Below are 24,634 nucleotides of genomic sequence, written 5' to 3'. Positions count from 1 at the left end.
GATCCGCTCGCGGGGCGCGGTTACCGCTGCTGCGCCGCCGCGTGCAGGGCGTCGACGAGACGGGCGACGGGCTCGGGCGGCGGGCCGGGCAGCCGCGCCAGCACCACCCTGCGCCGCTCCCGCGGGCCACCCCGCACCGCCAGCACCCGCACCCCCGGCGGCACGGCCCCGGTGAGCCAGGCGGGCACCGCGGTCAGCCCGCCCCCGGCGGCCACCAGGTGCAGCTTGGCCAGCCAGTCGCGGGCGGTGTGCGCGATCTCGGGCCGCTCGTCCAGACCCGGCCACACGCCCACCAGTCCGTCCTCGCCCGACGAGGCGCCCGCCACCCACCGGTGCCCGCGCAGGTCGGCGACGTCGACGGAGTCGGCCCCGGCCAGCGGGTGCGCCGCGGGCACCGCGAGCCGCAGCCCCCGCTCGGCCAGCGTCCGCACCTCCAGCGGCGGCGACCCGGTGTCCGGTGGGCCGAACGGCGGTGCCGAGCCCAGCAGCACCAGGTCCAGCGCGTCCGCCCGCAGCGCCCGCACCAGGGCGGGCGTGCCGCCCTCGCGGGTGGTGACGGTGATGCCGGGATGGGTGCGCCGCAACGCGGCCAGCGCCGCGGGCACCAGGGACGCGCCCGCGCTGGTGCACCAGCCCAGCCGCACCGCGCCCGCTTGCGCGGGCAGCCCGGACAGCTCCCGCCTCGCGGCGTCGACCTGGTCCAGGGCGGCCACCGCGCAGCGCAGCACGACGTGGCCTGCCGGGGTCAGCCGGACGCCGTCGCGGCGGCGCTCCAGCAGCGCCGTGCCGGTCGCCCGCTCCAGTGCGGCGATCTGCCGCGAAACTGCGGACTGGGTGCAGCCCAACGCCGTCGCCGCCGCGGTGAGCGTGCCGTGCTCGGCCGCCTCCCGGAAGACGCGCAACCCGACCAGCGAGACGTCCATGAGCTCTACGCATACCAGCCGCGCTCGGGCTCCGCCTTCCGCATGGCGTGTCGGTCCTCGGCCGGGTGGCGGCGAGTCCGATGAGGACAGCGGGGGGCGCTACCCCCGTGGGGGTAGTCGGCTATACCTCTTCGGACGGGCGACCGGGGTGGCGCCGCGCGACTACCTTGGCATCGTGTTGGCGAACCTCAAACCGATCCGGCTGGACCTGCTGCTCGCGGTGGTGCTGACCGGGTTGACCCTGGCCACCCTGGCCAGCTTCGGGGCGGGGGCGCAGCAGTGGCCCGCCTACGTGCTGGCCGTCCTGACCGCGGCGCCGATCGCGCTGCGCCAGCTCGCCCCGGTGACCACGATGGCGATCCTCGTGGCCGCGCTGGGCCTGTACACCCTCCTGGGCTACGGCGACTTCCCCAACTCGGGCATCGGCCTGCTGGTCGGCATGTTCACCGTGGCCATGCTGCGCAGCCGCGAGGTGGCGGCGCTGGTGTTCGCGGGCACGATGGTCGTGGTGGGGCTGGCCTGCCTCCGGATGTCGATGCCGGTGGTGTGGTCGGAGGTGGCGCAGACCGGCCTGGTGGTGCTGGGCGCGTGGACGCTGGGGGAGGGCACCAAGCGGTGGAGCGCGCGCTCCGAGCGGCTGGCCGAGGAGGCGGTGCAGGCGGTGGCCAACGAGCGGGTGCGCATCGCCAGGGAGCTGCACGACGTCGTCGCCCACCACATGTCGGTCATCTCGCTGCAGGCGGGGCTGGCGCAGTACGTGCTCGACAGCGATCTGGCCACCGCCCGGCAGGCGCTGGCCACCGTCGGCGACACCAGTCGCGAGGCGCTGACCGAGATGCGCCGCCTGCTCGACGTGCTGCGGGTCGACCAGTCCGACGAGTACCAGCCGCAACCGGGCCTGGCGGCGCTGGACGAGCTGGTCGCCCGCGCCCGCGGCGCGGGGCTGCCGGTGGAGACCGTGGTCACCGGCCGGGCCCGCCCGCTGCCGCCGGGTCCGGACCTGTGCGCCTACCGGGTGGCGCAGGAGTCGCTGACCAACGTCCTCAAGCACGCGGGCCCGGCCACCGCGCGGATCGACCTCGACTACGGTGAGAGCACGCTGACCCTGAAAGTGACCGACACCGGGGCCAAGCCCGCCGCGCAGCAGGTCTCCACGACCTCGCACGGCATCCGCGGCATGAAGGAGCGCGCCGAGCTCTACGGCGGCGTGCTCACCGCGGGCCCCGGCCGGGGAGGTGGGTTCTCCGTGGTGCTCCGACTGCCGATGAGCGAGGAACGATGACCATCCGCGTGCTCGTCGCCGACGACCAGGCGCTGATCCGAGCGGGCCTGGTGGCCCTGTTCCGGGCGGCGCCGGGGTTCGACGTGGTGGGCGAGGCCGCCGACGGCGCGCAGGCCGTGGCGCTGGCCGCCAGCACCGGCCCGGACGTGATCCTGATGGACATCCGGATGCCCGTCATGGACGGGATCGCGGCCACCCGGCAGATCCTGTCCGGGCCCGCCGAGGACCCGCCGAAGGTGGTCGTGCTGACCACCTTCGACCTGCCGGAGTACGTCTACACCGCGCTGGGCGAGGGGGCCGCGGGCTTCCTGCTCAAGGACACGCCGCCGGACCGGATCATCTCCGCGGTGCGCACGATCGCGGCGGGCGACATCCTGATCGCGCCGAGCATCACCCACCGGTTGATCGAGACCTACGCCCAGCACCACCGCACCACGGCGGTGGGCGAGCCGCAGCTGGCCGGGCTGACCGCGCGGGAGACCGAAGTGCTGCGGCTGGTGGGCAACGGCCTGACCAACGCGCAGATCGCCGAGCGCCTGGTGCTCAGCGAGGCCACGGTCAAGACGCACGTCAAGCGGATGATGGGGAAGCTGGGGCTGACCAGCCGGGCCCAGGCCGTGGTGGTGGCCTACGAGACCGGGCTGATCGTCCCCACCTCCGCGGCGCCTAGCGCTGGTACTCCTCCCAAGTCACCTTGGGGTTGACCGCGGGGCCGTCGTCCGCGCCCCGGCCCGCCAGGCCGTTGAGGCCCAGGTAGTAGTCGCCGGACTGGTGCTGCGCCTGGGTGGACTGGTCCGGGTCGGCCAGTGCGACGGCGTGGATGTGGTAGGCCCAGTTGCCCTGCTCCGGGGTGCGCAGCCAGGCCGCGAACCCGACCTCGCGCAGCGCCCTGACCACCGAGGTGCGGGTCGACGTGCTCATCCCGGACACCGAGATGTCCAGCACCCCGCCGCCGTCGTGGGTGCCCGCCGAACCGGCGTTGCCGGTGTTGTAGGAGCCCTGGGTGATGGTCAGCTGCCTGCCCATCCGGCCTTCGGCGGCCAGCAGCATCGCCTTGGTGCGGGTGTTCATGGTCACGCCCCGGTAGCCGACCCGGCTGCCCGCGGAGACCGGGTTGATGACGGTGTAGCGCTGCTCGCCCAGCCGCTGCAGCGACGAGGGGCCGGGCAGGCCGGAGGCGTCGAGCCCGCTGTAGCCGAGCGACCGCTGGTAGGCGGCGTAGGCGTCGATGGTCCTGGTGCCGAAGTGCCCGTCCACGTAGGAGGCGTCGAGCAGCCCCTTGGCGCTCAACGCCTCCTCCACCAGTCGCACGCTGTCGCCGCTGCCGGGGGTGATCGCCGAGTCCGCCCGTCGCGGGTCGATCTGCGCGGCCTTGAGCACCGCTTCCATGTCGGCCTCGGGCAGCGCGGCGGCCCCCGAGGGCGCGGCCGAGCCGAGGAATGCCGCGATCACACCGATCGCGACGACGAACCTGCTGAACACGCGCACCTCCGGTCGACTTCGGACGGACGGCGCCCAGTGAAGCGCGACCGAGTCGTGGTCGGCAAGAGTTGGCGAAAACTGGGTGTAGTTGGTTGGCGATTTGCCATCGGACACCCGTAGCGGCGTGGGGCCGCTCAGGCGAGGCGGGAGACGAGGTCGTGCCAGCCCGCCTCCAGGCGTTCCGGGGACATGCCGCGGCGGGTGAGCAGGTGGTCGATCAGCGCGCTGTCCAGGTAGCCCATCAGCGCCAGCGCCCGTGGCTGGACGTCGCCACCCGCGCCCGCCTGGCGCAGCAGCACCGCGACGTGCGTCAGCCGCAGCGAGTAGGCGGGGACCTCGAAGCGGCGGCCCGTGGCCGGGACGGCCGCCAGGTAGAGGTCGCGGTGGGTGTGCTCGTGGCGGATGACGGCGGGGCCGAAGGCGTGCAGGCGGTCCACCGCAGGGGCTCCGGGGCCCAGCGGCGGGGGGCCGTTCATGAACTCCGCCTGCAGTCGCTGCTCGCTGTGGTCGAGCAGGGCCTGCAGCAGTCCGGTGCGGTCGCCGAAGCGCCGGAAGACGGTGCCCTTGCCGACGCAGGCCGCCGCGGCGACCGCGTCCATCGTCAGGTTCGCCGCTCCGTGCTCCTCGGCCAAGCGCGCGGCGGCCTCCAGCAGGCGTGCCCGGTTGCGGGCCGCGTCGGCGCGCAACGGCGGGGTGCTGCCGACCGGGGTGAGGGCGATGTCCATGGGAATGAGCGTAGCCGCGCGCGGGTTAAATGGACCACGGTCCGCTTCATGTGGTAGACCTTAAGCGGACCACGGTCCGCTTTCACGCCCACCTCGACATCCGGAGTTCGCCATGTCCGCACGCATCCTCGCTCTCGTCGGCAGCCTGCGCGCCGCCTCGCACAACCGCCAGCTCGCCGAGGCCGCCGTCAAGCACGCCCCCGAGGGTGTGACGATCGAGCTGTTCGAAGGGCTGGAAACGATCCCCTTCTACAACGAGGACATCGACGTCGAGGCATCCGTGCCGGAGCCCGCGGCGCGGCTGCGCGCGGCGGCGGCCGAGGTGGACGCGCTGCTGCTGTTCTCCCCCGAGTACAACGGCACCATGCCCGCGGTGCTGAAGAACGCCATCGACTGGCTGTCGCGGCCCTACGGCGCGAGCGCCATCGCGGGCAAGCCGGTGGCCGTGGTCGGCACCGCGTACGGCCAGTACGGCGGCGTGTGGGCGCAGGACGAGGCGCGCAAGGCCGTGGGCATCGCGGGCGGTACGGTGCTGGAGGACCTCAAGCTGTCCATCCCCGGCTCGGTGGTCCGCTTCGCCGAGACCCACCCGGCCGACGACGCCGAGGTCGCCACCGCGCTGGCCGAGGTCGTCCAGCGGCTGTCCGCGCACGCCTCCGGCGTCACCGCCTGATTCCCGCGGCCTGATTCCCGCGGCCTGATTCCCGCAGTCGGGCCCGCACCCATGGGCGGTGCGGGCCCGGCGACGCGCCGAGGCGCTGGTGACCGGCGGACTCGGAGGTCACAGCGGCGGGTGCGCGTTGCGCAGCAGCTCCTGGAAGTGCGCGGAGAACCAGGCTCCCGCGGGCGGCGCGTCCGGCCGCGCGCCCGTCGGGTCCGGCGTGGCGTCCGGACTGCCGGTGTAGCTCGGATCGCACATCGGGTTGAAGTTGTCCTCACCGGTGGGCAGCGGGATGCTGGCGCCGTCGGACACGCCCGGCGGCTTCATCCACACGTAGGCGTCGACGCCGGGCTCCGGCGCGGCGACCGGCCGCTCGCCCAGCCCGGCACCGACCTGGTTGCACCAGTTGTAGATCCTGGCGCGGCGATCGAGCCTGCTGCCGTCCACGTAGTCGTCCACGCCGGTCTTCGGTCCGGGACCGGTCGGCCGGTTCGGACCACCCCACCCGTTGCGCGAGGTGTCGACCAGCACACCCACGCCGGGGTCGAAGCCCGCCTCGACCAGCTCGGCCCGGAACCGCCGGGCGTAGGAGAGCTCGTCGACGAAGTCGTTCCAGTCCACCCACCGGCTCTGCAGCACCGGTCGGCCGCCGACCACGTCGTCCCTGCTGAAGTACTCCTCGCGCAGCACCGAGTAGTCCGCCGTGTTGGCGATGAAGCCGTGCACGTTCGCCGGGGTGCTGCCCGCGGCGCGGGCAGCGGCGGCGAACACCTCCGCCGCGGGCAGGCGGTCGGAGGCCCAGCCGAGCCACCCGTGGTGGGCGATGTCGAGGTAGTTGTAGACGTTGGGGATCGCGCCCAGCTTCGCCAGCGCGTAGCCGACGCCCTCCACGTACACACCGGTCTCCTTGACCCGGTCGCACTCGGGGGTGGCCAGGTTGGCGGGGCTGGTGTGGGTGACCAGGAACGGCAGCGAGTCGTGCTCCACCACCACGACGACCCGCAATCGCGCGTACGCCGGATCGGCCAGGATCTCGGCGATCGGGTCGATGAACTCCTGCCGGTACCGCGGCAGCTCCCGCACGTCCAACTCGCCGTTGGTGGACAACCTGCCGCAGTCCCGCTGCGGCAGGTTGTGCAACACCAGCTGCACGAGGTCGGCCTCTTGGCGCAGCGCCTCGTCCAAGTGGTCGCGCAGGCCCATCCGGCCGCTGAAGCCCTCGATGGAGGCGATGCGGTCCAGCCACACGCCCGTCGGCAGGTTCGCGACGGCTGAACCACCGGGTTCGCGCGCGGCCCGCGCGGACCACTCGGGGTTCACGTACACCCGCGCCCCCGCGTAGGGGTTGTCGACGCGGGCGGTGCCCGCCGCCGCCGCGGGCCACCCGGCGAGCGCGGTCACCAGCAGCAGTGCCGCTGAGGCCCGGCCCAGCCGGGACGGTCGGAGAACGCGCGCGGACACCATCGAAGACGACCCCCGATCACCACAGCACTGTGCGTTCCGCAGGGCGCCACCGACGGTAGTGGCTCGGCAACGGCGCGTCAGCCGCCGTCCGCCGTCTTCGCCGCGTGCTCCAACCGGTCCCGGTAGCTCTTCCACCACGCCTCGTCGCCCGGCGCCATGTTGTCGTTGCCCGCCTGCATCCCCACGGCCCCGTCGACCAGCTCCCGGACGATGTCCGCGTGGCCCGCGTGCCGGTGCGTCTCGGCGATCATGTGCACCAGGATCAGGTGCAACGTCGCGTCACGGCCCTTCTCCGACCACCACGGGACCCGGCCGGGCGCAGTCAGGTCCAGCGCCTCGATCGTCGCGTCCGAGTGCGCCCGCGCCCGGCGGTAGAGCCCCACCACGTCATCACGCGACTCCTCCGGCGTGGCCCACATGTCGGCGTTGGGCTCGGCGTCCTCCCGCAGCCACGGCAACTCCTCCGGGAAGGGCCTGCCGAAGCAGCGGCCGAAGTACCCGATCTCGCACCCGGCCAGGTGCTTGACCAGGCCGAGCAGGTTGGTGCCGGTGGCCGTCAGCGGGCGGCGGATGTCGTACTCCGACAAGCCCTCCAGCTTCCACAGCACCGCGTCGCGCGCGGAGTTCAGGTAGCGGTGCAGGTCCGACTTCACATCCGTCCCGGTCATGCCGGACAGCCTGCCACGCGACACCGACACGACCGAGCGCGCGAGCCGGCCGGTGTCACACGATCGCATGGACCGCGCCGCGCGCCGCCATCCTCTGTGGACAGACGCTCGCCGCCGTCGGCAGAATGCTCTTGGTCGAAGGGCGGTCTCACGCGGAGATCCTGCGAGCCGCCGGTGGCCCCTCCCACCCACAGCGCCGAAGACGGCCGCAGCCCGGCCCAGGCGCCACCGGACCACCCGCTCCGCGCCCGCAGTCAGGACTCGCCATGCACCCCGCCGCCGAGCACCACCCGCTACCCCTGCACCTGGTCGGCTCGCTGCCGCCCCCGCTGTGCGCCGACCCCGTCGCCGCGATGAGCTGGTTCCTCCGCCACCGCGGCGACGTCCCGCTGACCGCGCTGCCCTACGAGCGCGATCCCCGCTGGATCATCGACTGGCTCACCGACGGCCTGGCCGCGGTGCCCGCGCTGGAGCGGGTCCACGACGGGGAGAGCCGCGACTACGAGGACATGCCCCGCTACCGCGTGCGCGAAGGCCACCTGCTCAGCCCCGGCGACGTGGCGCCGGGGCGGCCCGCACAGGCCGAGGCCGCGTTCGCGGCGCTGGCCGCGCTCGACCCGCCGGAGCCGGTGCGGGTGCAGGTGGGCATCCCCAACGCGCTGGACCTGGCGCTGTTCGCGTTCGGCTCGGTGGAGGCGGCCCAGCGGCACCTGCCCACCGTGCAGGCCGCGGTGGCCGGTGAGGTCGCCCAGCTCGCCGCCCGCTGGGGCGACCGGGTCCAGCTGCAGCTGGAGACACCGGCGGTGCTCATCTCCTACCACCGGACTCCGCGCGAGGCGTGGCCGCCGCTGACCGCCGAGCTGGTGCGGCAGGTGACCGGCGTGCTCGCCGCCGCACCGCACGTCCGCTGGGTGCTGCACCTGTGCTACGGCGACCTGGGGCACGTCCCGGTCTTCACGCCCACCGACCTGGAACCCGCCGTGGAGTTCCTCAACGCACTGGCCGACGCGGCGCTGGAGCGCCGCACCCCGATGCCGGTGGTGCACCTGCCGGTCACCCACGGCGACGCCGCGCCACCCACCGACCCGGCGTTCTACGGCGCGCTGAGGCGGCTGCGGCGGGGGATCGCGGTCATCGCGGGCGTGGTCGCCGAGAACCACCCCGAGCAGACCCGCCGCGCGCTCGACCTGACCGCGCGGGCACTGGGCGGACCGGTCGCCGGAGTGGCCGCCGCCTGCGGGTACGGGCGGCGCACCCCCGCCGCCGCGGCGGCGAACATGGCGCTGGCCGTGCGGCTGGTCCACGAGCGCACGCCGGTGCGCGCGGCCTAGTTTGGCGGCATGGCGGAATCGGACGAGCAGTACGACGCGCTCGGTGAACTGTACGAGCGCACCAAGCACATCCCGACCGGGTTGGCGGAGCGCGCGACGCTGCTGTCCGCGCTCCCCGACCTGGCGGGCAGGTCCGTGCTGGACGTGGCCTGCGGCACCGGCTTCTACCCGCGCCTGTTCCGGGAGCTCGGCGCGGCCCGCGTCCTCGGCGTGGACTCCGCGCGGGAGATGGTCGCCCACGCCCGCGCCGTCGAGGAGCGCGCCCCGCTGGGCATCTCCTACGCCCGGCACGACGCGGCCTCGCTGCCGGTGCTGGGCGCTTTCGACGTGGTGACCGCGATCTGGTTGCTCGGCTACGCCGAGGACGTGGCCGCGCTCGACCGGATGGTCGGCAGCCTGCGCGCCAACCTCGTCCCCGGCGGAACCCTCGTCGTGCTGGTGCCCAACCCCGACGCGGACTGGGACCTGCTCGCCGACTACGGCCGCTACGGCTACGAGGTGACCAGGACCGGGCCGCCCGGCCCCCGGCAGCAGGTCCTGGTGCGCGTCCCCGGTGAACCGCCCTTCGAGTTCGGCTCGTTCTTCTGGGAGCCCGGCGTGTTCGACGCGGCGCTGGCGCGGGCGGGACTGGCCGAGGTCCGCAGGCACCCCGCGGTGGTCCCGCAGGACGGTCGCGGTGAGCGTTTCTGGGGCCCGCTGCGGCGCAGCCCCAGCTTCGCGGTGTTCAGCGCCCGCCGCTGAACCTAGGAGTACCGCACCCCCCTTCGCGGGCTCCACGACGCCGCGAGCTGTCCTAACCTCGGGGGCATGAGCAGCCGCAACGCACTCGGCCAGTTCCTGCGGGCCCGGCGGGAACAGGTCCGCCCGGAGGACTCGGGCCTGCCGGTGCAGGGCAGGCGGCGGGTGGCGGGCCTGCGCCGCGAGGAGGTCGCCGTCCTGGCGGGCGTGAGCACCGACTACTACGTGCGCCTTGAGCAGGGCCGCGAACGGCACCCCTCGGCCCAGGTGCTCGACGCGCTGGCAGGCGCGCTCGGTCTGGAGCACGAGGCGATCGGGCACCTCCACGCGCTGGCCCGCCCCACTCCCGCCAAGCGGCGCCCCGCGCCCCGGCGGGAGCGGGTGAGCCCGACCCTGCTGCGCATGATGGACGGCTGGCCGGACAACCCGGCCGTGGTGCTGGGGCGGTGCCTGACCGTGCTGGCGCACAACGCGCTGGGCGAGGCGCTGTTCAGCGGCCACCGCTACAGCGCCGACCTCGTGCGCCTGGTGTTCCTCGACCCGGACGCGCGGGAGTTCTACCCGGACTGGGACCGGGTGGCCGTCAACGTGGTCGCCGCGCTGCGGGCCGCGGCGGGCGCCGACCAGGACGACCCCCAGCTGGTCGAGGTGGTCGGCGAGCTGTCGGTCAAGAGCGAGGTGTTCCGCAAGCTGTGGGCCCGGCACGACATCCGGCAGAAGACCCACGAGACCAAGCGGTTCCGGCACCCCCTGGTCGGGGAGCTGACGCTGGAGTACGAGTCCCTGGCCGTCAACGGCGCGCCCGGTCAGCAGTTGGTGATCTACCAGGCCGAGCCGGGCAGCGCGTCAGCGGAGTCGCTGCGGCTGCTGGGCAGCCTCGCCGCCTCCCGCGCCGACGACCGCTGAAAGGCCCCCGTGACTTCTCCCGCGACTTCTCCCGTGTGGTTCATCACCGGCTGCTCCACCGGCCTCGGCCGGGCGCTGGCCACCGCCGTGCTCGACCGGGGTTGGCGCGCCGCGGTGACCGCCCGCGATCCGCGTGCGGTCGAAGACCTCGTCGCCGCGCACGGCGACCGGGCGCTGGCGCTGCCCCTGGACGTCACCGACGCGACTCGGGTCGACGCGGCCGTGCGGCGCGCCGAGGACGCCTTCGGCCGGATCGACGTGCTGGTCAACAACGCCGGGTACGGCTACCTGGCCGCCGTCGAGGAGGGCGAGGACGAGCAGGTGCGGGCGCTGTTCGACGCCAACTTCTTCGGCCTGGTGGACACCACCAAGGCGGTGCTGCCGGGGATGCGCGCCCGCCGCTGCGGGCACGTCGTGAACATCTCCTCGCTCGGCGGCCTGGTGGCCTTCGGCGCCACCGGCTACTACCACGCCACCAAGTTCGCCGTCGAGGGGCTGTCCGAGTCCTTGGCCGCCGAGGTGGCACCGCTGGGCATCCGGGTCACCATCGTCGAACCCGGCGCGTTCCGCACCAACTGGTCGGGTCCGTCGATGCGGCAGTCCGCCACCCGCATCGACGACTACGAGGGCACGGCGGGGGCGCGTCGCGCGGCCACCCTGGCCACCTACGGCAGCCAGCCGGGCGACCCGGCGCGGGCGGCGGAGGCGATCATCACCGCGGTCGATGCCGACGAGCCGCCGCTGCGGCTGCTGCTGGGCGGGGCGGCGCTGGGGGTGGCCGAGGCCAGGCTCGACTCGCTGCGGACCGCCTTCGACGCCTGGCGCGACCTCACGGTCAGCGCCGACTTCCCCGCCGACGTCCCCGAGGAAGCCGGGGGATGAGTCCCGACTGGCGGCGGCAGGGCCGGTTGAGCGCGGTGATCGAGCGCGTGCGCGGCCGGTCGGCCGGTTTCGTGGGGGCGCGGATGGACGTCGCCGCCTCGGCGGTGTGGCTGTACTGGCACCGGGAGGTTCCGCCGGAGGCGGCCGAACGCGCCCGCGCGGAGGCGGACGGGGGCGTCGTGGTCGAGTTGCGCACCACGCCGTACGCGCTGGACGAGTTGACCGCCGAGGCGGCCCGCGTCCTGCGGACCTGCCCGGCGGCGGTGAGCGCGGGCCCCAACCGCGACTACGACGGCCTCAGGATCGGCGTCAACGCGAGCGAAACGCCCCTGGACGCTGTTCGCGTGGAGAGCCGGATGCCGGTCGAGCTGATGGCCAGGGGTCGGATCATCCCGATCCGCCGGGGCTGACCGGGCCCCTGTCGAACACCGCGCGGCGGGCGGCGCGGCGCAGGGTGCGCAGCAGCACCGGGCCGGTGGCCAGCACCAGCACCGCGGTGGTGACCGCCCGGCCGACGTCCCAGGCCAGCGAGGTGGCCAGGCTGAACACCACCAGGCGGGACAGGTTCTCCGCGAGCGGGGCGCCGGGCTGGAACGACAGCGCGCTGCCGGTGCCCAGGGCGAACGGCCAGAACGACAGGTTCAGCAGCAGGCCGTAGACCAGGGCCGCCGCGGCGCCGTAGACCGCCAGCAGGGCCAGTTCCGCCCCGCCGCGCCACCGGGGCAGCAGGCCGGCGCCCAGCGCCACCCACGCCGCGCCGAGCATCTGGTAGGGCAGCCACGGGCCGACGCCGCCGGTCAGCAGCGCCGAAGCGAACAGCGCGGTGTTGCCCAGGACGAAGCCGAAACCGGGGCCGAACACCCGCCCGCCCAGTACGAGAAGGAAGAACACCGTCTCCACGCCGCCGGTGCCCGCGCCGAGCGGGCGCAGCGCCGCGCCCAGCGCGGAGAGCACGCCCAGCACCGCCACCGCCTTGGCGTCGATGCCGTCGGAGCTCAGCTCGGCCAGCACGACAGCCACCACCAGCGGCAGCAGCAGGGCGAACAGCCACGGCGCGTCCACCCCTTGGGCCAGGCCCGCCTCCGGCGCGACGATCAGCGGCCACCCGAACGCCGCCACGCTGATCAGCGCCGCGAACACCAGCACGAACACCACGCGGGGCCTCACCGGGCCGCCATCGCGGTGCGGACGTCGTCCACGGTGAGCCACGGCCGCGGCGCGAGCACCTTGGCCACCTGCGGGGAGAAGATCGGCGAGGCGGTGACCACCTCGGCGGTCGGGCCGTCGGCGACCACCTCGCCCCCGGCCAGCACCACCACGCGGGTCGCGCACTCCGCGGCGAACTCCACGTCGTGCGTGGCCAGCACCACCGCGTGACCGGCGCGGGCCAGCTCCCGCAGCGCTTCCGCCAGCCGTGTCTTGGCGGGGTAGTCCAGGCCGCGGGTGGGCTCGTCCAGCAGCAGCGCGCGCGGCTCGGGCGTCAGCGAGATCGCCAGCACCAGCGCCAGGCGCTGCCCCTCGGACAGGTCCCTCGGGTGCGCGTCGTCGGCGATGCCGGGCGCGATGCGCTCCAGGATCGCCCGGCAGGTCCCGGCGGACCGGTCGGACTCGCGGTCGGCCTGCGCGCACTCCCCGGCCACGGTGTGCAGGTACAGCAGGTCGGCGGGCTGCTGCGGCACCAGCCCGACCGAACGCCGCCGCACCGCCGGCTTGAGGTCGGCCGGGTCCACCCCGTCGAGCCGCACCGAACCACCGGACCGGCGTCCGCTGCCCTGCACCGCCCACAGCAGGCTGGACTTGCCCGACCCGTTGCGGCCCATCAGCGCCACCAGCTCGCCGCCCGCCACCGCGAGGTCGACCCCGCGCACCGCCTCCACGCCGGAGTAGGACACCCGCACGCCACGAGCCCGCAGCAGGTCGCCGGTCGGTCGCGGTGCGGCGGCAGGGGGAGCGGGCAGCTCGTCGCGCAGCGGACCCGCCAGCCGCCGAGCGTCCCGGACGGACACCGGGACGGGCTGCCACCCGGCCAGCCGCGCCAGCCGCACCACCGGCGGGGCCACGGGCGCCTCGGCCAGCACCGCGCCCGGATCACCCGCCACGGCCGCCCGCGCGCCGCCGGGCAGCCACACGACCCGGTCGGCGTACTGGGCCACGCGCTCCAGCCGGTGCTCGGCGATCAGGACGGTCATGCCCAGGTCGTGCACCAGGCGGTGCAGCGCGGCGAGCACGTCCTCGGCCGCGCCGGGGTCCAGGGCGGAGGTCGGCTCGTCGAGCACCAGCACGCGCGGGTGCGCGGTCAGCGCCGCCCCGATCGCCACCCGCTGCTGCTGCCCGCCGGACAGCGTCGCGAGCGCGCGGTCGCGGACCTCGACCAGCCCCAGCAGGTCCAGCGTCTCCTCGACGCGCTTGCGCATCACCGGGTCGGGCAGTCCCAGCGACTCCATCGAGTAAGCCAGCTCCTCCTCCACGGAGTCGGTCACGAACCCGGCCTGCGGGTCCTGCGCCACCAGGCCCACCACGTCGGCCAGCTCGCGCGGCGGGTGGTCGCGGGTGTCGCGGCCGTCGACCAGGACGCGGCCCTCCAGACGCCCGCCGGTGAAGTGCGGGACCAGGCCGTTGACCGCCCGCAGCAGGGTCGACTTGCCCGAACCGGTGCGGCCGACCACCAGGCACAGCTCGCCCTCGGGCACGACCAGGTCCAAGTCGGCCAAGGCGGGCCGGGTTGCGTCGGGGTAGGTGACGGTGACGTGCTCGAACCGGATCACGCGCTCCTCCGGTGGGCCGCGACGAGGGAGGGGAGGAGCCCGACGAGCACGCCGACGGCGGGCAGCGCGGGCAGGTGCGGCGCGGACAGCGGCGAGGTCTGCACCACCATGTCCGGCCCTCCCGACAGCACCGCGCACATCGCCGCCACCGCGCCGGAAGCGGCCACCAGCAGTTCCCGCGCCCGCCAGCGGTCCGGCCGGTACCGGCTGCGGCGCACCCGCCGGGAGCCCGCGACCAGGCCCGCCACCGCCAGCAGCACGCCCACCAGCAGCACCGGAACCCCCGCCGAACTGCCGTCCAGCAGCGCGTACACCCCCACGCACAGGCCGATCACACCGCCCAGCACCAACACCGCGGTGAGCAGCCGCGCCCGCCGCGACAGACCCGCGTTGCGGCCGTAGCCGCGCGAGTCCATGGCCGCGGCCAGGCTCAGCGACCGCTCGAACGCGCCCTCCAGCACCGGCACCAGCAGCGTGCGGACCGCACCCCGACCGCGGATCGCGTCACCGCGCAGCCGCCGGGCCCGCCGCACCGAGCGGGCGCTGGCCGCCAGCTGCGGGGCGACGGTCAGCGCCACCACCACGGCCACGCTGACCTCGTAGAGCGCGGCGGGCAGCGACCGCAGCAGCCGCTTGGGGTTGGCCACCGCGTTCACCGCGCCGACGCACCCCAGCAGCGTCGCCAGCTGCAGGCCCTGCACCAGCGCGAACACCAGTCCTTCCGCGCTCACCGGGCCGCCCAGCCGCAGGGCGGGTGGCCACAGCGGCAGCTGGGGCAGCGTGAACAGCACGGTCGGTCCCTGGACACCGCCGAGCAGCACGTGGAACACCACGCGCAGGGCGATCACCACCAGCCCGAACTTCAGGAAGACGCCGTAGGACGACGCCCACGGGGTGTCCTGCGCGCACGCCACCGCGACGTACCCCGCCACGACCAGGACCAGGCCGAGCAGCAGCGGGTTGGTGGTCCGGGCGGCGACCACGGCCAGCCCGAGCGCCCACAGCCACCACGCGCCGGGGTGCAGCGCACGGGTCACGGCTCGGCCCTGCGCCTGCGCGCGGTCCACGCGCCGAGGCAGGCCAGCACGGCGATCACGACCAGGCCCGCGAGCCAGCCCAGCCCGTTCGACCGGTCCTCGGAGGTTGTCGCGACCGGCGCGGGAACGGCGGTCGACGACGGTGCTCCGCCCGGTGCCGGGGAGGTGGACGACGGGGTGCTCACCGCGCTGCTCGGGGTGCTTTCCGGGGCGCTGCTGGAGGTGTCGCCGCTGGTTTCGCCCCCTGGTTCGCTCCGGGGGGTGTCCTCGGTGCCGCCGCGGCCGGTCGTCGTTGTGGGCGTCGCGGGCTGCGGCACGCCGGGACGCGGCGGCTCGGGCGCGGGCGGCTCGGCGGCCCCGGCCCGCGTGGTGGTGGGCTTCGGCGCGGGCGCGGGGGGCGCGATGCCGGGCGGCTGGGCCGCGCCGAACGCCCAGCCCTCGACCGAGCCCGGCGCCGGGTCGTGCCCGCCCGCGCCACCGCTGCTGTAGGTCCAGCCCGCGCCGGGCTGCCCGTGCCAGTACGACCAGTAGGCCGTGGTGGGGGAGGGGGTGACGCACGGGTCGGCGGCGGGCTGCCCGTCGATGCGGCACACGTAGCCCGGCTGCCGCGAGGCGAAGGTGTAGCCGAACCCGGCCGCCGCCAGCGCGGCCAGCCCGCTGGCCGGGTCGCCGGGTGCGCAGCCGGTCCGCACGCCACCACCCAGCGGCCCCCGGTCGACCACCACGGTCACGCCCGCGCACTCCGCCGCCTGGGCCGTGCCCACCGCCGTGGCGCTGATCAGCCCGGCCACGACGACACCGGTCGCCAGCACCGCCAGCAAGCGCCGCATCACCGCTCCGCGCGGCGCGGGCGGGCCAGCAGCAGCGCCAGGACGCCCGTGGCGATCAACAGCACTCCCAGGGCCAGCGCCGGACCCGGCTCGAAGCCGGTGCGCGCCAACTGGCGGGTGCCGTTGCTGGTCACCGGCGCGGCAGCGGCGGGTTCCGAGGACGTGGACGTGCCGGCGGTCGTCGTGGTGGCGGGGACAGCCGTGGTGGTCGTGGTCGTGGTCGTGGTGGTGGTCGTGATCGGGCAGTCCGATGCGGGCGCGGTCGCCTCGCCGTGCGCGGACAGCTCCAACAGGCCCACGCCGACGATGCCGGTGATGCCCTGGGTGGTCGCGCGCGTGGCGTTGCCCTGGTCGAAACCGGTGGCGTCGTAGGCGATGGCGCCCGCGCGGGCCGCGTCACCGCAGCCGACCTGCAAGCTCTTGAGGAACGCCACCGCCTTGTCCGCCGCCGCCGTGCGCCCGCCCACGCGCAGCGCCTGCGCGGCCAGCCCGGTGCTGTTGGCGTTCTCCTGCGGCGTCGGACCGCTGCCGCGGAACCCGCCGCCGGGCCCCTGAACCCCTTCCAGCCACTCCAGGGCCCTGGCCGCCTCGGCCTGCCTGCCCGAGGCCAGCAGTGCCTGCGCCGCGTAGCCGGTGGTGTCCGCGTCTGAGGCGCAGGGCGTCTGCTCCAGGTACAGCGGGAAGCCGCCGTCCTGGCAGGCGGCGTCCACCAGGTAGTCGACGGCGGCCTCCGGGGCGGTGCCGTGCCGCTCCAGCGCGATCACCGCCAGCGACTGCGTGATGCCGTTGCTGTAGTCGCCGTAGGCCGACTTGTCGCTGAACCGGCCCGAAGGGGCCTGCAGCGCGGTCAGCCGGGAGATCAGGTCGACCCCGCCGAAGGACCGCGGGTCGCGCCCCTGCACCTGCGCGACCAGCGCGAGCTTGGCGTGCGCGCCCGCGTAGGACTCGGTGGTCCCGTCACCGAGGTAGGCCGCCAGCGTCTGAGGCCGCGCCAGCCAGTCGGTGGCCTTGGTCGCGTTGTCCTGCGCCACGCCCGCGGCGGCGAACGCCAGCACGGCGTCGGCCGTCGCGCCCTGGTCGGGGTAGGGAACCTGGTCCACCACCGTCTCCAGGCGCTCGCCGTCCACCAGTTGCCTGGCCAGCCACCCGGCCGCGGTCGGGGCGGGGGAGGAGGGGGCGGCGTGCGCCGGGGTCAGGCCCGCCGACCAGGTCAGCAGCAGGGCGACCGCGGCGGTGCTCGTGGCGATCTTGCGGTTCAGCACGGTGGCGCCTTTCCGGGGCGAGGCGCCGAGCGGAACCCGGACGTCGCGGTGGCGGCGTCCTCGGGCTCCGACCCGCTCTCCTCGACGGTGTCAGAGCGAAACCGCGCACGCCGGGTGTTCGGGCTCGGCGTCCGCCTCGGACGCCCCACCGTTGCGGGCCAGCGCCGGATTTCGACCGGCTTCCCCCGCCGTGCGCGGATGCTGTTGTCTCGGTGGCCGATGGTCGGTCACGCTCACGCGACGTGTCAACGTGACGGGTTCGGCGGGGAACCGGAACCGCTTCAGGTGGTGACCTCGGCCCAGACCGTCTTGCGGGTGCCCTGCGGCACCACGCCCCACAGTGCGGCCAGGCGGTTGACCAGCAGCAGCCCGCGGCCCTCGGGGTGCAGCACGCTGCCGAAGCGGCCCAGCACCGGCAGCCGTCCCGGACTGCTGTCCTCCACCTCGATCCGGACCACCCCGCTCGCGCGGGGGCGCAGCACCCGGTACCGGCGTGGCGAGTCGGCGTGCCGGAAGGCGTTGCTGAGCAGCGCGTTGGCCACCAGCAGCACATCGGTGAGGCGGTCCTCCGCGACGTCGGCCAACAGCCCCGAGGTCCACTGCCTCATGCGCGCCAGCGGCGGTCGGTCGCCGTGCAGCACGACCTCCACCCACTCGTTGGGGCGTTCCACGATCCGCACGCGTGCAGCTCCTCCACTGAAACTCGTTTAAGTGCGCGGGATACCCGCAGAGTAGACGGTGAAACCTCGGCGTTGGTCCGGTGCTCCTAGGGCGGGTGCCGCATCCGGCGCACGCGAGGGCGACGATGAGCGCAACCGGCGGGCGCTGCCGAGGTGCCCAGCCCGCCGTCGAGCGGATCTTCCCGCCCGTCCGCCGGAGCCCCGCTCCCGCGCTCGCGCGACGCACTGAGAACATTTCGTGAGAAAAGCTCATTCTCGGGTGGCCGATCCGGTCGTGGAACCACCCAGGACGCGGGAGGTCGCGTGACGGTGCGCACGAACTGGGCGGGCAACTTCGCCTTCTCCGCCGAACGGGTGCTGGCTCCCGCGTCGGTCGAGGAGGTCCAGCGGGTCGTCGCGGAGGCGAGCACCGCGCGAGTGGTCGGCACCGGCCACTCGTTCAACCGGATCGCCGACACCACCGGCACCCTGATCAGCCTGGAGGGCCTGCCGGAGGTCTTCGAGCCGGGCGCGGACACCGCGCGCGTGGGGGCCGGGATGAAGCTGGCACGCCTGGCCGAGCTGCTGCACTCCCGCGGCCTCGCCCTGCCGACCATGCCGTCGCTGCCGCACATCACCCTCGCGGGCGCGTGCACCACCGCCACCCACGGCTCGGGCAACCGGGTCGGCTCGTTCGCCGACATGGTGCGCTCGGTCGACCTGGTCACCGCCGACGGCTCGCTGCGCACGCTGCGCCGGGGCGAGCCCGGCTTCGAGGGCGCGGTGGTGTCGCTGGGCGCGCTGGGCGCCGTGGTGGCGCTGGAGGTGGCCGTCCAGCCGGACTTCGACGTCGAGCAGCGCGTCCACGACCTGCCGTGGGACTCCCTGGTGGAGCACGTCCAGGACATCTTCGCCACCGCCTACAGCGTCAGCGCCTTCACCCTCTACCGCGGCACCGCCGAGGTGTGGGTCAAGCGGCGGCTCGACGACGAGCCCGCGGACCTGGCCGCGTTCGGCGGCCGCCCCGCCGACGGGCCCCGGCACCCGGTGCCGGGCCAGCCCGCGCTGCACTGCACCCCGCAGCTGGGCGAGCCCGGCCCGTGGCACGAGCGCCTGCCGCACTTCCGCGCCGACTTCACCCCGAGCGTGGGGGAGGAGCTGCAGTCGGAGTACTTCGTGGCGCGCGAGCACGCCGCCGACGCGCTGCGCGCCCTGGCGGAGCTGGGCGAGCGGTTCGCCCCGGTGCTGCTGACCTCGGAGATCCGCACCGTGGACGCCGACGAGCAGTGGCTCAGCCCGGTGCACGGGCGACCCGGCGTCGCCTTCCACTTCACCTGGCGCCAGGACACCGACGCGGTGCTGGAGGTGCTGCGGCTGGTCGAACAGGCGCTCGCGCCCTGGTCACCCCGCCCGCACTGGGGCAAGCTGTTCGCCCTCGCGCCGGAGCAGCTGCGCGCCCGCTACCAGTGGTCCCGCTTCGCCGACCTGCTGGAGGAGTTCGACGCGGCCGGGAAGTTCCGCAACGAGCTGGTGACCCGCTGGTGCTCCGGCTCGTCCACCACCGCCACGCCGTAGCGGGCGGCCGTCAGGGCAGGATCGAGTCCACGTAGCCGCCGTCGACCCGGACCGCCGCGCCGGTGGTCGCCGAGGCCAGCGGAGAAGCCAGGTACACCACCAGGTTGGCGATCTCCTCGGGCTCGATCAGCCGCTGGAGCAGCGACTGCGGCCGGTGCAGCCGCATGAACTCCCGCTGCGCCCGGTCCCAGGGCAGGTCCCGGTCCACCAGCTGGTAGACGAAGTCCTCCACGCCGCCGGTGTGCGTGGGGCCCGCGATGACGCTGTTGACCGTCACCCCGCTGCCCGCGGCCTCCTTGGCGAACCCGCGCGACACCGCCAGCAGCGCGGTCTTCGACATGCCGTAGTGGATCATCTCCGCCGGGATCACCACGGCCGAGTCGCTGGCGATGTACTGCACGCGCCCCCAGCCGCGCTCGCGCATCCCCGGCAGGTAGGCGCGGGTGAGCCGGACCGCGGCCAGCACGTTGACCTCGAAGTAGCGCCGCCACTCGTCGTCGGTGATCTCCAGCGGCGGTCGCGCGCCGAAGATGCCCACGTTGTTGACCAGCACGTCCACCTCGGGCAGCGCGGCCAGCACGGCCGCCGCGCCCTCCTCGCTGGACACGTCGCCCGGCGCCGCCACGAACTCGGCCCCCGCGACCTCCTCGCGCAGCCGCGCGACGGCGCCGCCCACCGAGTCCGCGCCACGACCGTTGACCGCGACGCGGGCGCCCGCGCGGGCCAGCCCGGCCGCGATGGCCTGGCCGATGCCCCCGGTCGATCCGGTGACCAGTGCGGTCCTGCCGCTGAGGTCCAAGCGCATGTCGAGAAGTCCCTCCGCCGAGTGCGTCCATGATCGCGCGTCCGGAGCGGCGGCGCCGCGCGGCGGGCGCGGGCGCTGCACCGATCGGGCGAAGATCGCCCGCACCTGCGCGAACCGCACCCGGCGTGGCTAGATTCCCGGTGGTGACGGAGAACTCGCGCGGGACCGGCACGGCGCTGATCGTCGGGGACGTTCAGCGCGGCATCACCGAGGGCTACCCGTTCGCCAGGACCGTCGTGGGCCCGATCGCGGCACTGCTGCCGCGCGCCCGCGCCGCGGGCGTGCTGGTCGTGTTCGTGCGCATCGCCTGGCGGCTCAACGGCGCGGACGTCGCCGAGGGCAACCCGGTGATCACCGCCCTGTTCCAGGACCCGTCGTTCCTGGAGGGCTCGCCCGGCACGGAGGTCGACCCCGCGCTGGAGGTCGGGCCCGAGGACGTGGTCGTGCTCAAGCGCCGCGCCAGCGCCTTCGCGGGCACCGACCTGGACCTCGTGCTGCGCGCCAGGGGGATCGACTCGCTGGTGCTCACCGGGGTGGCCACCGGGGCGATGGTCACCGCGACGCTGTTCGACGCCGCCGACCGCGACTACCGGATCACCGTGCTGCGCGACTGCTGCGCCGACGCCGACCCGGCGGTGCACGACTTCCTGGTGGACGTGCTGTTCCCCTCGCGGGGCGTCACCGTCACCGACAGCGCGTCCTGGGACCTGGGCTGACCGGTCACCCCCTGCTGTTCACCCCCCTGCTGTTCACCCCCCTGCGGGCAGGCCCGCGCGGGCCTCCTGCGCGGTCAGCGGCCGCAGCGCGAGCGCGTACTCGTAGGTGGTGTCCGGCCGCACCTGGCTGCGCTCGCGCACCGGGTTGGGCGTGTCGCCGACGCCGGTCGCGGCGTGGCTCGCGTGCAGGGTGAACCACCCGTCGTTGCGCTGCAGCTGGAACGGGTACGCCGCCCGGTCCAGGTCGTCGTACGGCGTCACGGACACGTCCTTCGCGCCCGCCACCAGCAGGCCGCCGGTGCGGCCGTCGGTGAGCAGCGCCCAGCGGGTGTCGGTGTGGTTGCCGTGGTCCTGGGGGCGGTGGTACTCGACGTACTGCTCGTCCACCGTGCTGGAGTGCACGCCGATCGGCGTGCCGTCCTTGCGGTCGACGTAGCTCTCCGCCTTGCGGCCGTACCAGGCGAACCGGTCGTAGCGGTCCGGCACGGCCAGCGAGACGCCCACCCGCGGCAGGTACGGCAGCGTGCGCGCGGCGCCCTGCGGGGTGACCTTGTGGCCAAGGCGCAGCGTGCCGGTGCCGTCCACCTCGTAGGTCATGGTCTGGTCGAACCACGCGCCGCTCACGTCCGGCGCGGCGACCCGGCTGTCCACGACCACCTTCGGCCCCGGCTCCACCCGCACGCCGGTGACCGCCGTGGCCAACCGGTCCAGGCCCGCCCTGCGCCAGTCCTCGCCCTCGGCGCGGCCCCACGCCCAGGTCTCGTTGCTGATCGGCGCGCGCCACACGTCCAGCTTCGGCCCGCCCGCCAGCAGTTCCCGGCCGCGCACCACGATCGAGGACAGCGCCCCGGTGCGCTTGTCCACGGTGTAGCGGACCTCGCCCGCGGTGGCGGTGACCTTGTCGGCGTCCTCGTGGGTGGTCACCCGTTGCGCCGGGGGAGTGCGGTCCAGGCCCGGCACCCGCGTGCCGCCCAGCGAGAACTGGTCGTGGGCCAGCACGTGCCCGGCGCGCAGCAGCGGCTGCCCGGACCGGGTCACCGCCTCCACGGTCAGGAAGCGCTCGCGGTCCGAGCCCGCGACCGGCAGTCGGATGGTGCCGGTCGAGGCGGCGGCCACCCGCAGCGGCTGCTCGCCCTCGACCACCGTGCGCGATCCCTCGGTCACCCGCCAGCGCAGGTTCAGGTCCTCCGTGCCGGTGAACTGCCGCTCGTTGTGCACCGACAGCACGCCGTCGGCGTAGCCGAACCGCAGCGGCTGGTGCGCCCAGGCCATCTGCGCGGTCTCCGGCTGCGCGTCGCGCTCCGCGCCCACCAGGCCGTCCACGCCGGACATGCCGGAACCGTAGGACAGGTGCGTGCCGCGCTTGTCGATCCGGTCGAAGTCCAGCGCCAGCACCGCGCCGCCCACCGGCTCGGCCGCCCGCAGCTCCTGCGCGCTCAGCGGCCGGTCGTAGATGCGCACGTCGTCCACGGCGCCGTGGGCCATGCGGCCGACGTTGCTCGGGTCGTTCCAGGAGGTCTCGAAGTCGCGGCCGATGTTGACCTCCGCAGACGAGGGGTCGATCGGCCCGCTGAACGGCGTGCTGCCGACCTCCACGCCGTCGATGTAGAGCCGCAGCGCCGTGCCGTCGTAGGTGCCGCTGACCCGGTGCCAGTTGCCGTAGAAGTCCGCGGGCACCGGGGCCTGCACGTACCGCCACGTGCCGCTGTGGATGAAGAACTCCAGGGTGTTCTCGGTCTTCATCTTCAGCGCGTACTGGTGGTCGCCCTTGCCGACGATGCGGAACTCGCCGCTCCACCGCGCGGGCTTGACCCAGGCGTCCAGGGTCAGCCGCGTGCCGGTGATGTCCAGCCTGCGGTCGCGGTAGACCTCCACGAAGTCGTCCAACCCGGACATGAACAGCGCCTTGCCGCGGTGCCCCTCGACCAGTTCGGGCGCGCCCGTCAGGTGGGCGGAGATGTCGTTGCCGGAGCTGTCGGGCACGATCCGCACGTCCTGGCGGATGCTCTGCTCGGCCCAGTCCCAGATGAAGCCGCCCTGGGTGGCGTGGTTGGCGCGGGTGATGTCCCAGAACTCCCGGAAGTTGCCCAGGCTGTTGCCCATGGCGTGGGCGTACTCGCCGAAGATCAGCGGCTTGGTGGTGGACTGCGCCTGGCCCGCGAACTTCTCCGGCGACGGGTAGCGCGGCCCCCACACGTCGGCGAACGGCGCGTCGCCGTCGGGGTTGTTGGACTGGTGGTAGATCGGCCGGGTGGGCTCGTTGGCGTCCAGCCACTCGGCCATCGCGTAGTGGTGCGCGCCCAGGCCCGCCTCGTTGCCGGTGTCCCACATGAACACGCTCGGGTGGTTCTTGTCCCGTTCCACCATGCCGACCAGCCGGTCCAGGAAGGCGTCGCGCCACTCGGGCTGGTCGGCCTGGCACCAGCGCGAGCAGTCCTCGTGGTTGTGGGTCTCGATGTCGACCTCGTCGTCGATCCACAGGCCGTGCTTGTCGGCCAGCTCGTAGAAGTACGGGTCGGACGGGTAGTGCGCGGTGCGCACGGCGTTGACGTTGAGCTGCTCCATCAGCGCCACGTCGCGCTCCTGGGCCGCGCGCGGCACGTGCCTGCCGTGATCGGGGTCGGTCTCGGCCCGGTTGACGCCCTTGAACAGCACCTTCTTGCCGTTGACCAGCAGCTGCCGGTCGCGGATCTCGATCTCCCGGAAGCCGACCGTCTCGCTGGTGACGTGCGTGGTGCGGCCGTCGGGGCCGGAGAGGGTGAGCACGACCGTGTAGAGGTTGGGCGTCTCGTCGGTCCACTTGGCGGGATCGCGCACCGGCAGCGAGAGGTCCACGGCGGTCGGACCGGTCACGTCCACGTCTCGGCTCGCCGAGCCGACCTGGCGGCCCCGCGCGTCGCGCAGGCTCGCGGTGACGCGGTGCGCTCCGGTGCTCCCGCCGTCCTTGTGGCCGAGTTCCACCCGCGCGGACAGCGTGGCGTCGGTGTAGGTGGCGTCGAGGTCGGTTCGCAGGGTCACGTCCTGCACGTAGGTGGCGGGCGTGGAGAACAGGCCGACCGAGCGGAAGATGCCCGAGTAGCGCCACTGGTCCACGTCCTCCAGGTAGGCGCCCGCGCTCCAGCGGTGCACCTGCACGGCGACGCGGTTGCGGCCGGGGCGCAGCGCGGCGGAGATGTCGAACTCGGCCGGGGTGTAGCCGCCCTGGTCGTAGCCGACGTAGCGGCCGTTGACCCAGACGAGGTAGGCCGAGGTCACGCCCTCGAAGCGGAGGAAGGTCCGGCGGTCGCGCCAGTCGTCGGGCAGGTCGAAGTCGCGGGTGTAGGCGCCGGTCGGGTTGATGTCGCGGGGCACCCTGGGCGGGTCGTCCGGCTGGATCTCGGTGGCGATGTTGCGGAAGATCGGGTGGTCCAGCCCGTCGGTCTGCCAGGTGTGCGGCACCGACACCTCGCGCCAGCCGGAGGTGTCGTAGCCGTCGGCGTGGAACCCCGCGGGCACCTCCTCCGGCCGGTCGGCCATGGCGATGCGCCACCGCCCGTCCAGCGACCGGGTGTAGGGCGTGCGCTCCTCGCGGCGCACCGCCTGCTCGACGTCCCGGTAGGGGCGCAGGTGGGCGTGGTGCGGTTCCTGGCCCTCGCCGACGAGGGCGGGGTTCTCCAGGTAGGAGTAGAGGTCGGTGGGCGCTCCGGCCGCGGACGCGGGCCCCGCGCCGCTGAGCGAACCAGTCGCAATCAACAACATCGCCGCGAAACCGCGCAGAACCCGCACGCTGAACCTCCACGTTCAGACACAACTGAACAGGAGACAACAGCAGTGCGCTGCGGGCGTCAATCCCGCATTCGCTCGCAGCGCTGTCTCGTCTCGATTGGTAGCGCCGAACGGACCAACCCGCTTCCCCGATGGACAGGCGTTCGGGGGTTGCCGCT

At 74.3% G+C, this 24,634-nt stretch carries 23 protein-coding genes and 1 riboswitch; of the genes, 10 read left to right on the top strand and 13 right to left on the bottom strand.

The window, feature by feature from the left end:
• Positions 1-20 precede the first annotated feature (20 nt).
• On the bottom strand, positions 21-923 hold the full coding sequence (locus JOF41_RS15190) for a LysR family transcriptional regulator (protein WP_189227181.1): 903 nt from the start codon (positions 921-923) through the stop codon (positions 21-23).
• 175 nt (positions 924-1,098) lie between these two features.
• Between JOF41_RS15190 and JOF41_RS15185 the strand changes: the two genes are divergently transcribed.
• Both JOF41_RS15185 and JOF41_RS15180 read left to right on the top strand, forming a co-directional pair.
• Positions 1,099-2,205, top strand: coding sequence for a sensor histidine kinase (locus JOF41_RS15185; RefSeq protein WP_229796319.1), 1,107 nt, complete (start codon positions 1,099-1,101; stop codon positions 2,203-2,205).
• Entirely contained in the window at positions 2,202-2,909 is a 708-nt protein-coding gene (locus JOF41_RS15180) for a response regulator (RefSeq protein ID WP_189227183.1), read from the top strand. The genes JOF41_RS15185 and JOF41_RS15180 overlap by 4 nt, the downstream gene beginning before the upstream one ends.
• Here JOF41_RS15180 and JOF41_RS15175 read toward each other — a convergent pair.
• Together JOF41_RS15175 and JOF41_RS15170 are read right to left on the bottom strand one after the other, a co-directional pair.
• Complete coding sequence (locus JOF41_RS15175; protein WP_209619707.1) at positions 2,872-3,687, bottom strand: peptidoglycan-binding domain-containing protein; 816 nt, start codon at positions 3,685-3,687, stop codon at positions 2,872-2,874. The genes JOF41_RS15180 and JOF41_RS15175 overlap by 38 nt on opposite strands.
• Positions 3,688-3,821: 134 nt before the next feature.
• On the bottom strand, positions 3,822-4,412 hold the full coding sequence (locus JOF41_RS15170; RefSeq protein ID WP_189227185.1) for a TetR/AcrR family transcriptional regulator: 591 nt from the start codon (positions 4,410-4,412) through the stop codon (positions 3,822-3,824).
• Between the two features lie 112 nt (positions 4,413-4,524).
• On the opposite strand from JOF41_RS15170, the gene JOF41_RS15165 reads away from it, so the two are divergent.
• Positions 4,525-5,085, top strand: a complete 561-nt coding sequence (locus JOF41_RS15165; protein ID WP_189227186.1) for an NAD(P)H-dependent oxidoreductase — start codon at positions 4,525-4,527, stop codon at positions 5,083-5,085.
• A gap of 108 nt (positions 5,086-5,193) precedes the next feature.
• On the opposite strand, the gene JOF41_RS15160 is transcribed toward JOF41_RS15165, so the two are convergent.
• Together JOF41_RS15160 and JOF41_RS15155 are read right to left on the bottom strand one after the other, a co-directional pair.
• On the bottom strand, positions 5,194-6,534 hold the full coding sequence (locus JOF41_RS15160; protein ID WP_307867421.1) for a glycoside hydrolase family 6 protein: 1,341 nt from the start codon (positions 6,532-6,534) through the stop codon (positions 5,194-5,196).
• A gap of 80 nt (positions 6,535-6,614) precedes the next feature.
• Complete coding sequence (locus JOF41_RS15155) at positions 6,615-7,205, bottom strand: DinB family protein (RefSeq protein WP_189227188.1); 591 nt, start codon at positions 7,203-7,205, stop codon at positions 6,615-6,617.
• A 266-nt stretch (positions 7,206-7,471) separates the two neighbouring features.
• On the opposite strand from JOF41_RS15155, the gene JOF41_RS15150 reads away from it, so the two are divergent.
• The 5 genes from JOF41_RS15150 (at position 7,472) to JOF41_RS15130 (ending at position 11,472) form a co-directional block, all read left to right on the top strand.
• On the top strand, positions 7,472-8,536 hold the full coding sequence (locus JOF41_RS15150; protein ID WP_189227189.1) for a hypothetical protein: 1,065 nt from the start codon (positions 7,472-7,474) through the stop codon (positions 8,534-8,536).
• 9 nt (positions 8,537-8,545) lie between these two features.
• Entirely contained in the window at positions 8,546-9,277 is a 732-nt protein-coding gene (locus tag JOF41_RS15145; RefSeq protein ID WP_209619704.1) for a class I SAM-dependent methyltransferase, read from the top strand.
• Positions 9,278-9,343: 66 nt separating this feature from the next.
• Positions 9,344-10,180 (top strand): helix-turn-helix transcriptional regulator, encoded by an 837-nt coding sequence (locus tag JOF41_RS15140; protein WP_189227191.1) that lies wholly within the window; start codon positions 9,344-9,346, stop codon positions 10,178-10,180.
• A gap of 33 nt (positions 10,181-10,213) precedes the next feature.
• A complete protein-coding gene (locus JOF41_RS15135; RefSeq protein WP_307867420.1) occupies positions 10,214-11,062 on the top strand; it encodes an oxidoreductase in 849 nt (282 codons plus the stop codon).
• Positions 11,059-11,472, top strand: coding sequence for a hypothetical protein (locus JOF41_RS15130; RefSeq protein WP_209619700.1), 414 nt, complete (start codon positions 11,059-11,061; stop codon positions 11,470-11,472). Before JOF41_RS15135 ends, JOF41_RS15130 begins: the two co-directional genes overlap by 4 nt.
• Here the strand turns inward: JOF41_RS15130 and JOF41_RS15125 are convergent.
• From JOF41_RS15125 to JOF41_RS15100, 6 genes are all read right to left on the bottom strand, one after another.
• Positions 11,450-12,229 (bottom strand): ECF transporter S component, encoded by a 780-nt coding sequence (locus tag JOF41_RS15125; RefSeq protein WP_209619698.1) that lies wholly within the window; start codon positions 12,227-12,229, stop codon positions 11,450-11,452. The two genes, JOF41_RS15130 and JOF41_RS15125, sit on opposite strands and share 23 nt — an antisense overlap.
• Entirely contained in the window at positions 12,226-13,827 is a 1,602-nt protein-coding gene (locus JOF41_RS15120) for an ABC transporter ATP-binding protein (protein WP_209619696.1), read from the bottom strand. The genes JOF41_RS15125 and JOF41_RS15120 overlap by 4 nt, the downstream gene beginning before the upstream one ends.
• Entirely contained in the window at positions 13,824-14,864 is a 1,041-nt protein-coding gene (locus tag JOF41_RS15115) for a CbiQ family ECF transporter T component (RefSeq protein ID WP_209619694.1), read from the bottom strand. The genes JOF41_RS15120 and JOF41_RS15115 overlap by 4 nt, the downstream gene beginning before the upstream one ends.
• On the bottom strand, positions 14,861-15,694 hold the full coding sequence (locus JOF41_RS15110) for an RAD23 family protein (RefSeq protein WP_209619692.1): 834 nt from the start codon (positions 15,692-15,694) through the stop codon (positions 14,861-14,863). Before JOF41_RS15110 ends, JOF41_RS15115 begins: the two co-directional genes overlap by 4 nt.
• On the bottom strand, positions 15,694-16,956 hold the full coding sequence (locus tag JOF41_RS15105) for a peptidase (protein WP_209619690.1): 1,263 nt from the start codon (positions 16,954-16,956) through the stop codon (positions 15,694-15,696). The genes JOF41_RS15110 and JOF41_RS15105 overlap by 1 nt, the downstream gene beginning before the upstream one ends.
• Positions 16,957-17,048: 92 nt before the next feature.
• Positions 17,049-17,164, bottom strand: a riboswitch (cobalamin riboswitch).
• Positions 17,165-17,237: 73 nt separating this feature from the next.
• Positions 17,238-17,636: an ATP-binding protein gene (locus JOF41_RS15100; protein ID WP_209619688.1), complete on the bottom strand. Its 399-nt coding sequence runs from the start codon at positions 17,634-17,636 to the stop codon at positions 17,238-17,240.
• Positions 17,637-17,939: 303 nt separating this feature from the next.
• Here JOF41_RS15100 and JOF41_RS15095 point away from each other — a divergent pair, with 303 nt between their 5' ends.
• Complete coding sequence (locus JOF41_RS15095; protein WP_209619686.1) at positions 17,940-19,190, top strand: FAD-binding protein; 1,251 nt, start codon at positions 17,940-17,942, stop codon at positions 19,188-19,190.
• Between the two features lie 10 nt (positions 19,191-19,200).
• On the opposite strand, the gene JOF41_RS15090 is transcribed toward JOF41_RS15095, so the two are convergent.
• Positions 19,201-19,995 carry an SDR family NAD(P)-dependent oxidoreductase gene (locus tag JOF41_RS15090; protein ID WP_189227201.1) on the bottom strand — a complete coding sequence of 265 codons (795 nt, stop codon included), beginning with the start codon at positions 19,993-19,995 and terminating at the stop codon, positions 19,201-19,203.
• A 143-nt stretch (positions 19,996-20,138) separates the two neighbouring features.
• On the opposite strand from JOF41_RS15090, the gene JOF41_RS15085 reads away from it, so the two are divergent.
• Entirely contained in the window at positions 20,139-20,711 is a 573-nt protein-coding gene (locus JOF41_RS15085; protein WP_307867419.1) for a cysteine hydrolase family protein, read from the top strand.
• 33 nt (positions 20,712-20,744) lie between these two features.
• Here the strand turns inward: JOF41_RS15085 and JOF41_RS15080 are convergent, their stop codons facing one another.
• Positions 20,745-24,449, bottom strand: a complete 3,705-nt coding sequence (locus JOF41_RS15080) for a glycoside hydrolase family 2 TIM barrel-domain containing protein (protein ID WP_209619682.1) — start codon at positions 24,447-24,449, stop codon at positions 20,745-20,747.
• Between the last annotated feature and the right edge of the window lie 185 nt (positions 24,450-24,634).

The sequence above is a fragment of the Saccharothrix coeruleofusca genome (genome assembly GCF_017876325.1).
Classification (GTDB): Bacteria; Actinomycetota; Actinomycetes; order Mycobacteriales; family Pseudonocardiaceae; genus Actinosynnema; species Actinosynnema coeruleofuscum.
Note: the sequence above shows the minus strand (reverse complement) of the source record. Positions and strands in the feature narration are given on the sequence as shown.

What these genes read in the sequence shown, in the direction of transcription:
- JOF41_RS15090 (WP_189227201.1), bottom strand. Translation starts at nt 19,995, where the DNA reads ATGCGCTTGGACCTCAGCGGCAGGACCGCACTGGTCACCGGATCGACC.
- JOF41_RS15080 (WP_209619682.1), bottom strand. Translation starts at nt 24,449, where the DNA reads ATGTTGTTGATTGCGACTGGTTCGCTCAGCGGCGCGGGGCCCGCGTCC.
- JOF41_RS15130 (WP_209619700.1), top strand. Translation starts at nt 11,059, where the DNA reads ATGAGTCCCGACTGGCGGCGGCAGGGCCGGTTGAGCGCGGTGATCGAG.
- JOF41_RS15110 (WP_209619692.1), bottom strand. Translation starts at nt 15,694, where the DNA reads ATGCGGCGCTTGCTGGCGGTGCTGGCGACCGGTGTCGTCGTGGCCGGG.
- JOF41_RS15145 (WP_209619704.1), top strand. Translation starts at nt 8,546, where the DNA reads ATGGCGGAATCGGACGAGCAGTACGACGCGCTCGGTGAACTGTACGAG.
- JOF41_RS15180 (WP_189227183.1), top strand. Translation starts at nt 2,202, where the DNA reads ATGACCATCCGCGTGCTCGTCGCCGACGACCAGGCGCTGATCCGAGCG.
- JOF41_RS15170 (WP_189227185.1), bottom strand. Translation starts at nt 4,412, where the DNA reads ATGGACATCGCCCTCACCCCGGTCGGCAGCACCCCGCCGTTGCGCGCC.
- JOF41_RS15150 (WP_189227189.1), top strand. Translation starts at nt 7,472, where the DNA reads ATGCACCCCGCCGCCGAGCACCACCCGCTACCCCTGCACCTGGTCGGC.
- JOF41_RS15140 (WP_189227191.1), top strand. Translation starts at nt 9,344, where the DNA reads ATGAGCAGCCGCAACGCACTCGGCCAGTTCCTGCGGGCCCGGCGGGAA.
- JOF41_RS15155 (WP_189227188.1), bottom strand. Translation starts at nt 7,205, where the DNA reads ATGACCGGGACGGATGTGAAGTCGGACCTGCACCGCTACCTGAACTCC.
- JOF41_RS15190 (WP_189227181.1), bottom strand. Translation starts at nt 923, where the DNA reads ATGGACGTCTCGCTGGTCGGGTTGCGCGTCTTCCGGGAGGCGGCCGAG.
- JOF41_RS15165 (WP_189227186.1), top strand. Translation starts at nt 4,525, where the DNA reads ATGTCCGCACGCATCCTCGCTCTCGTCGGCAGCCTGCGCGCCGCCTCG.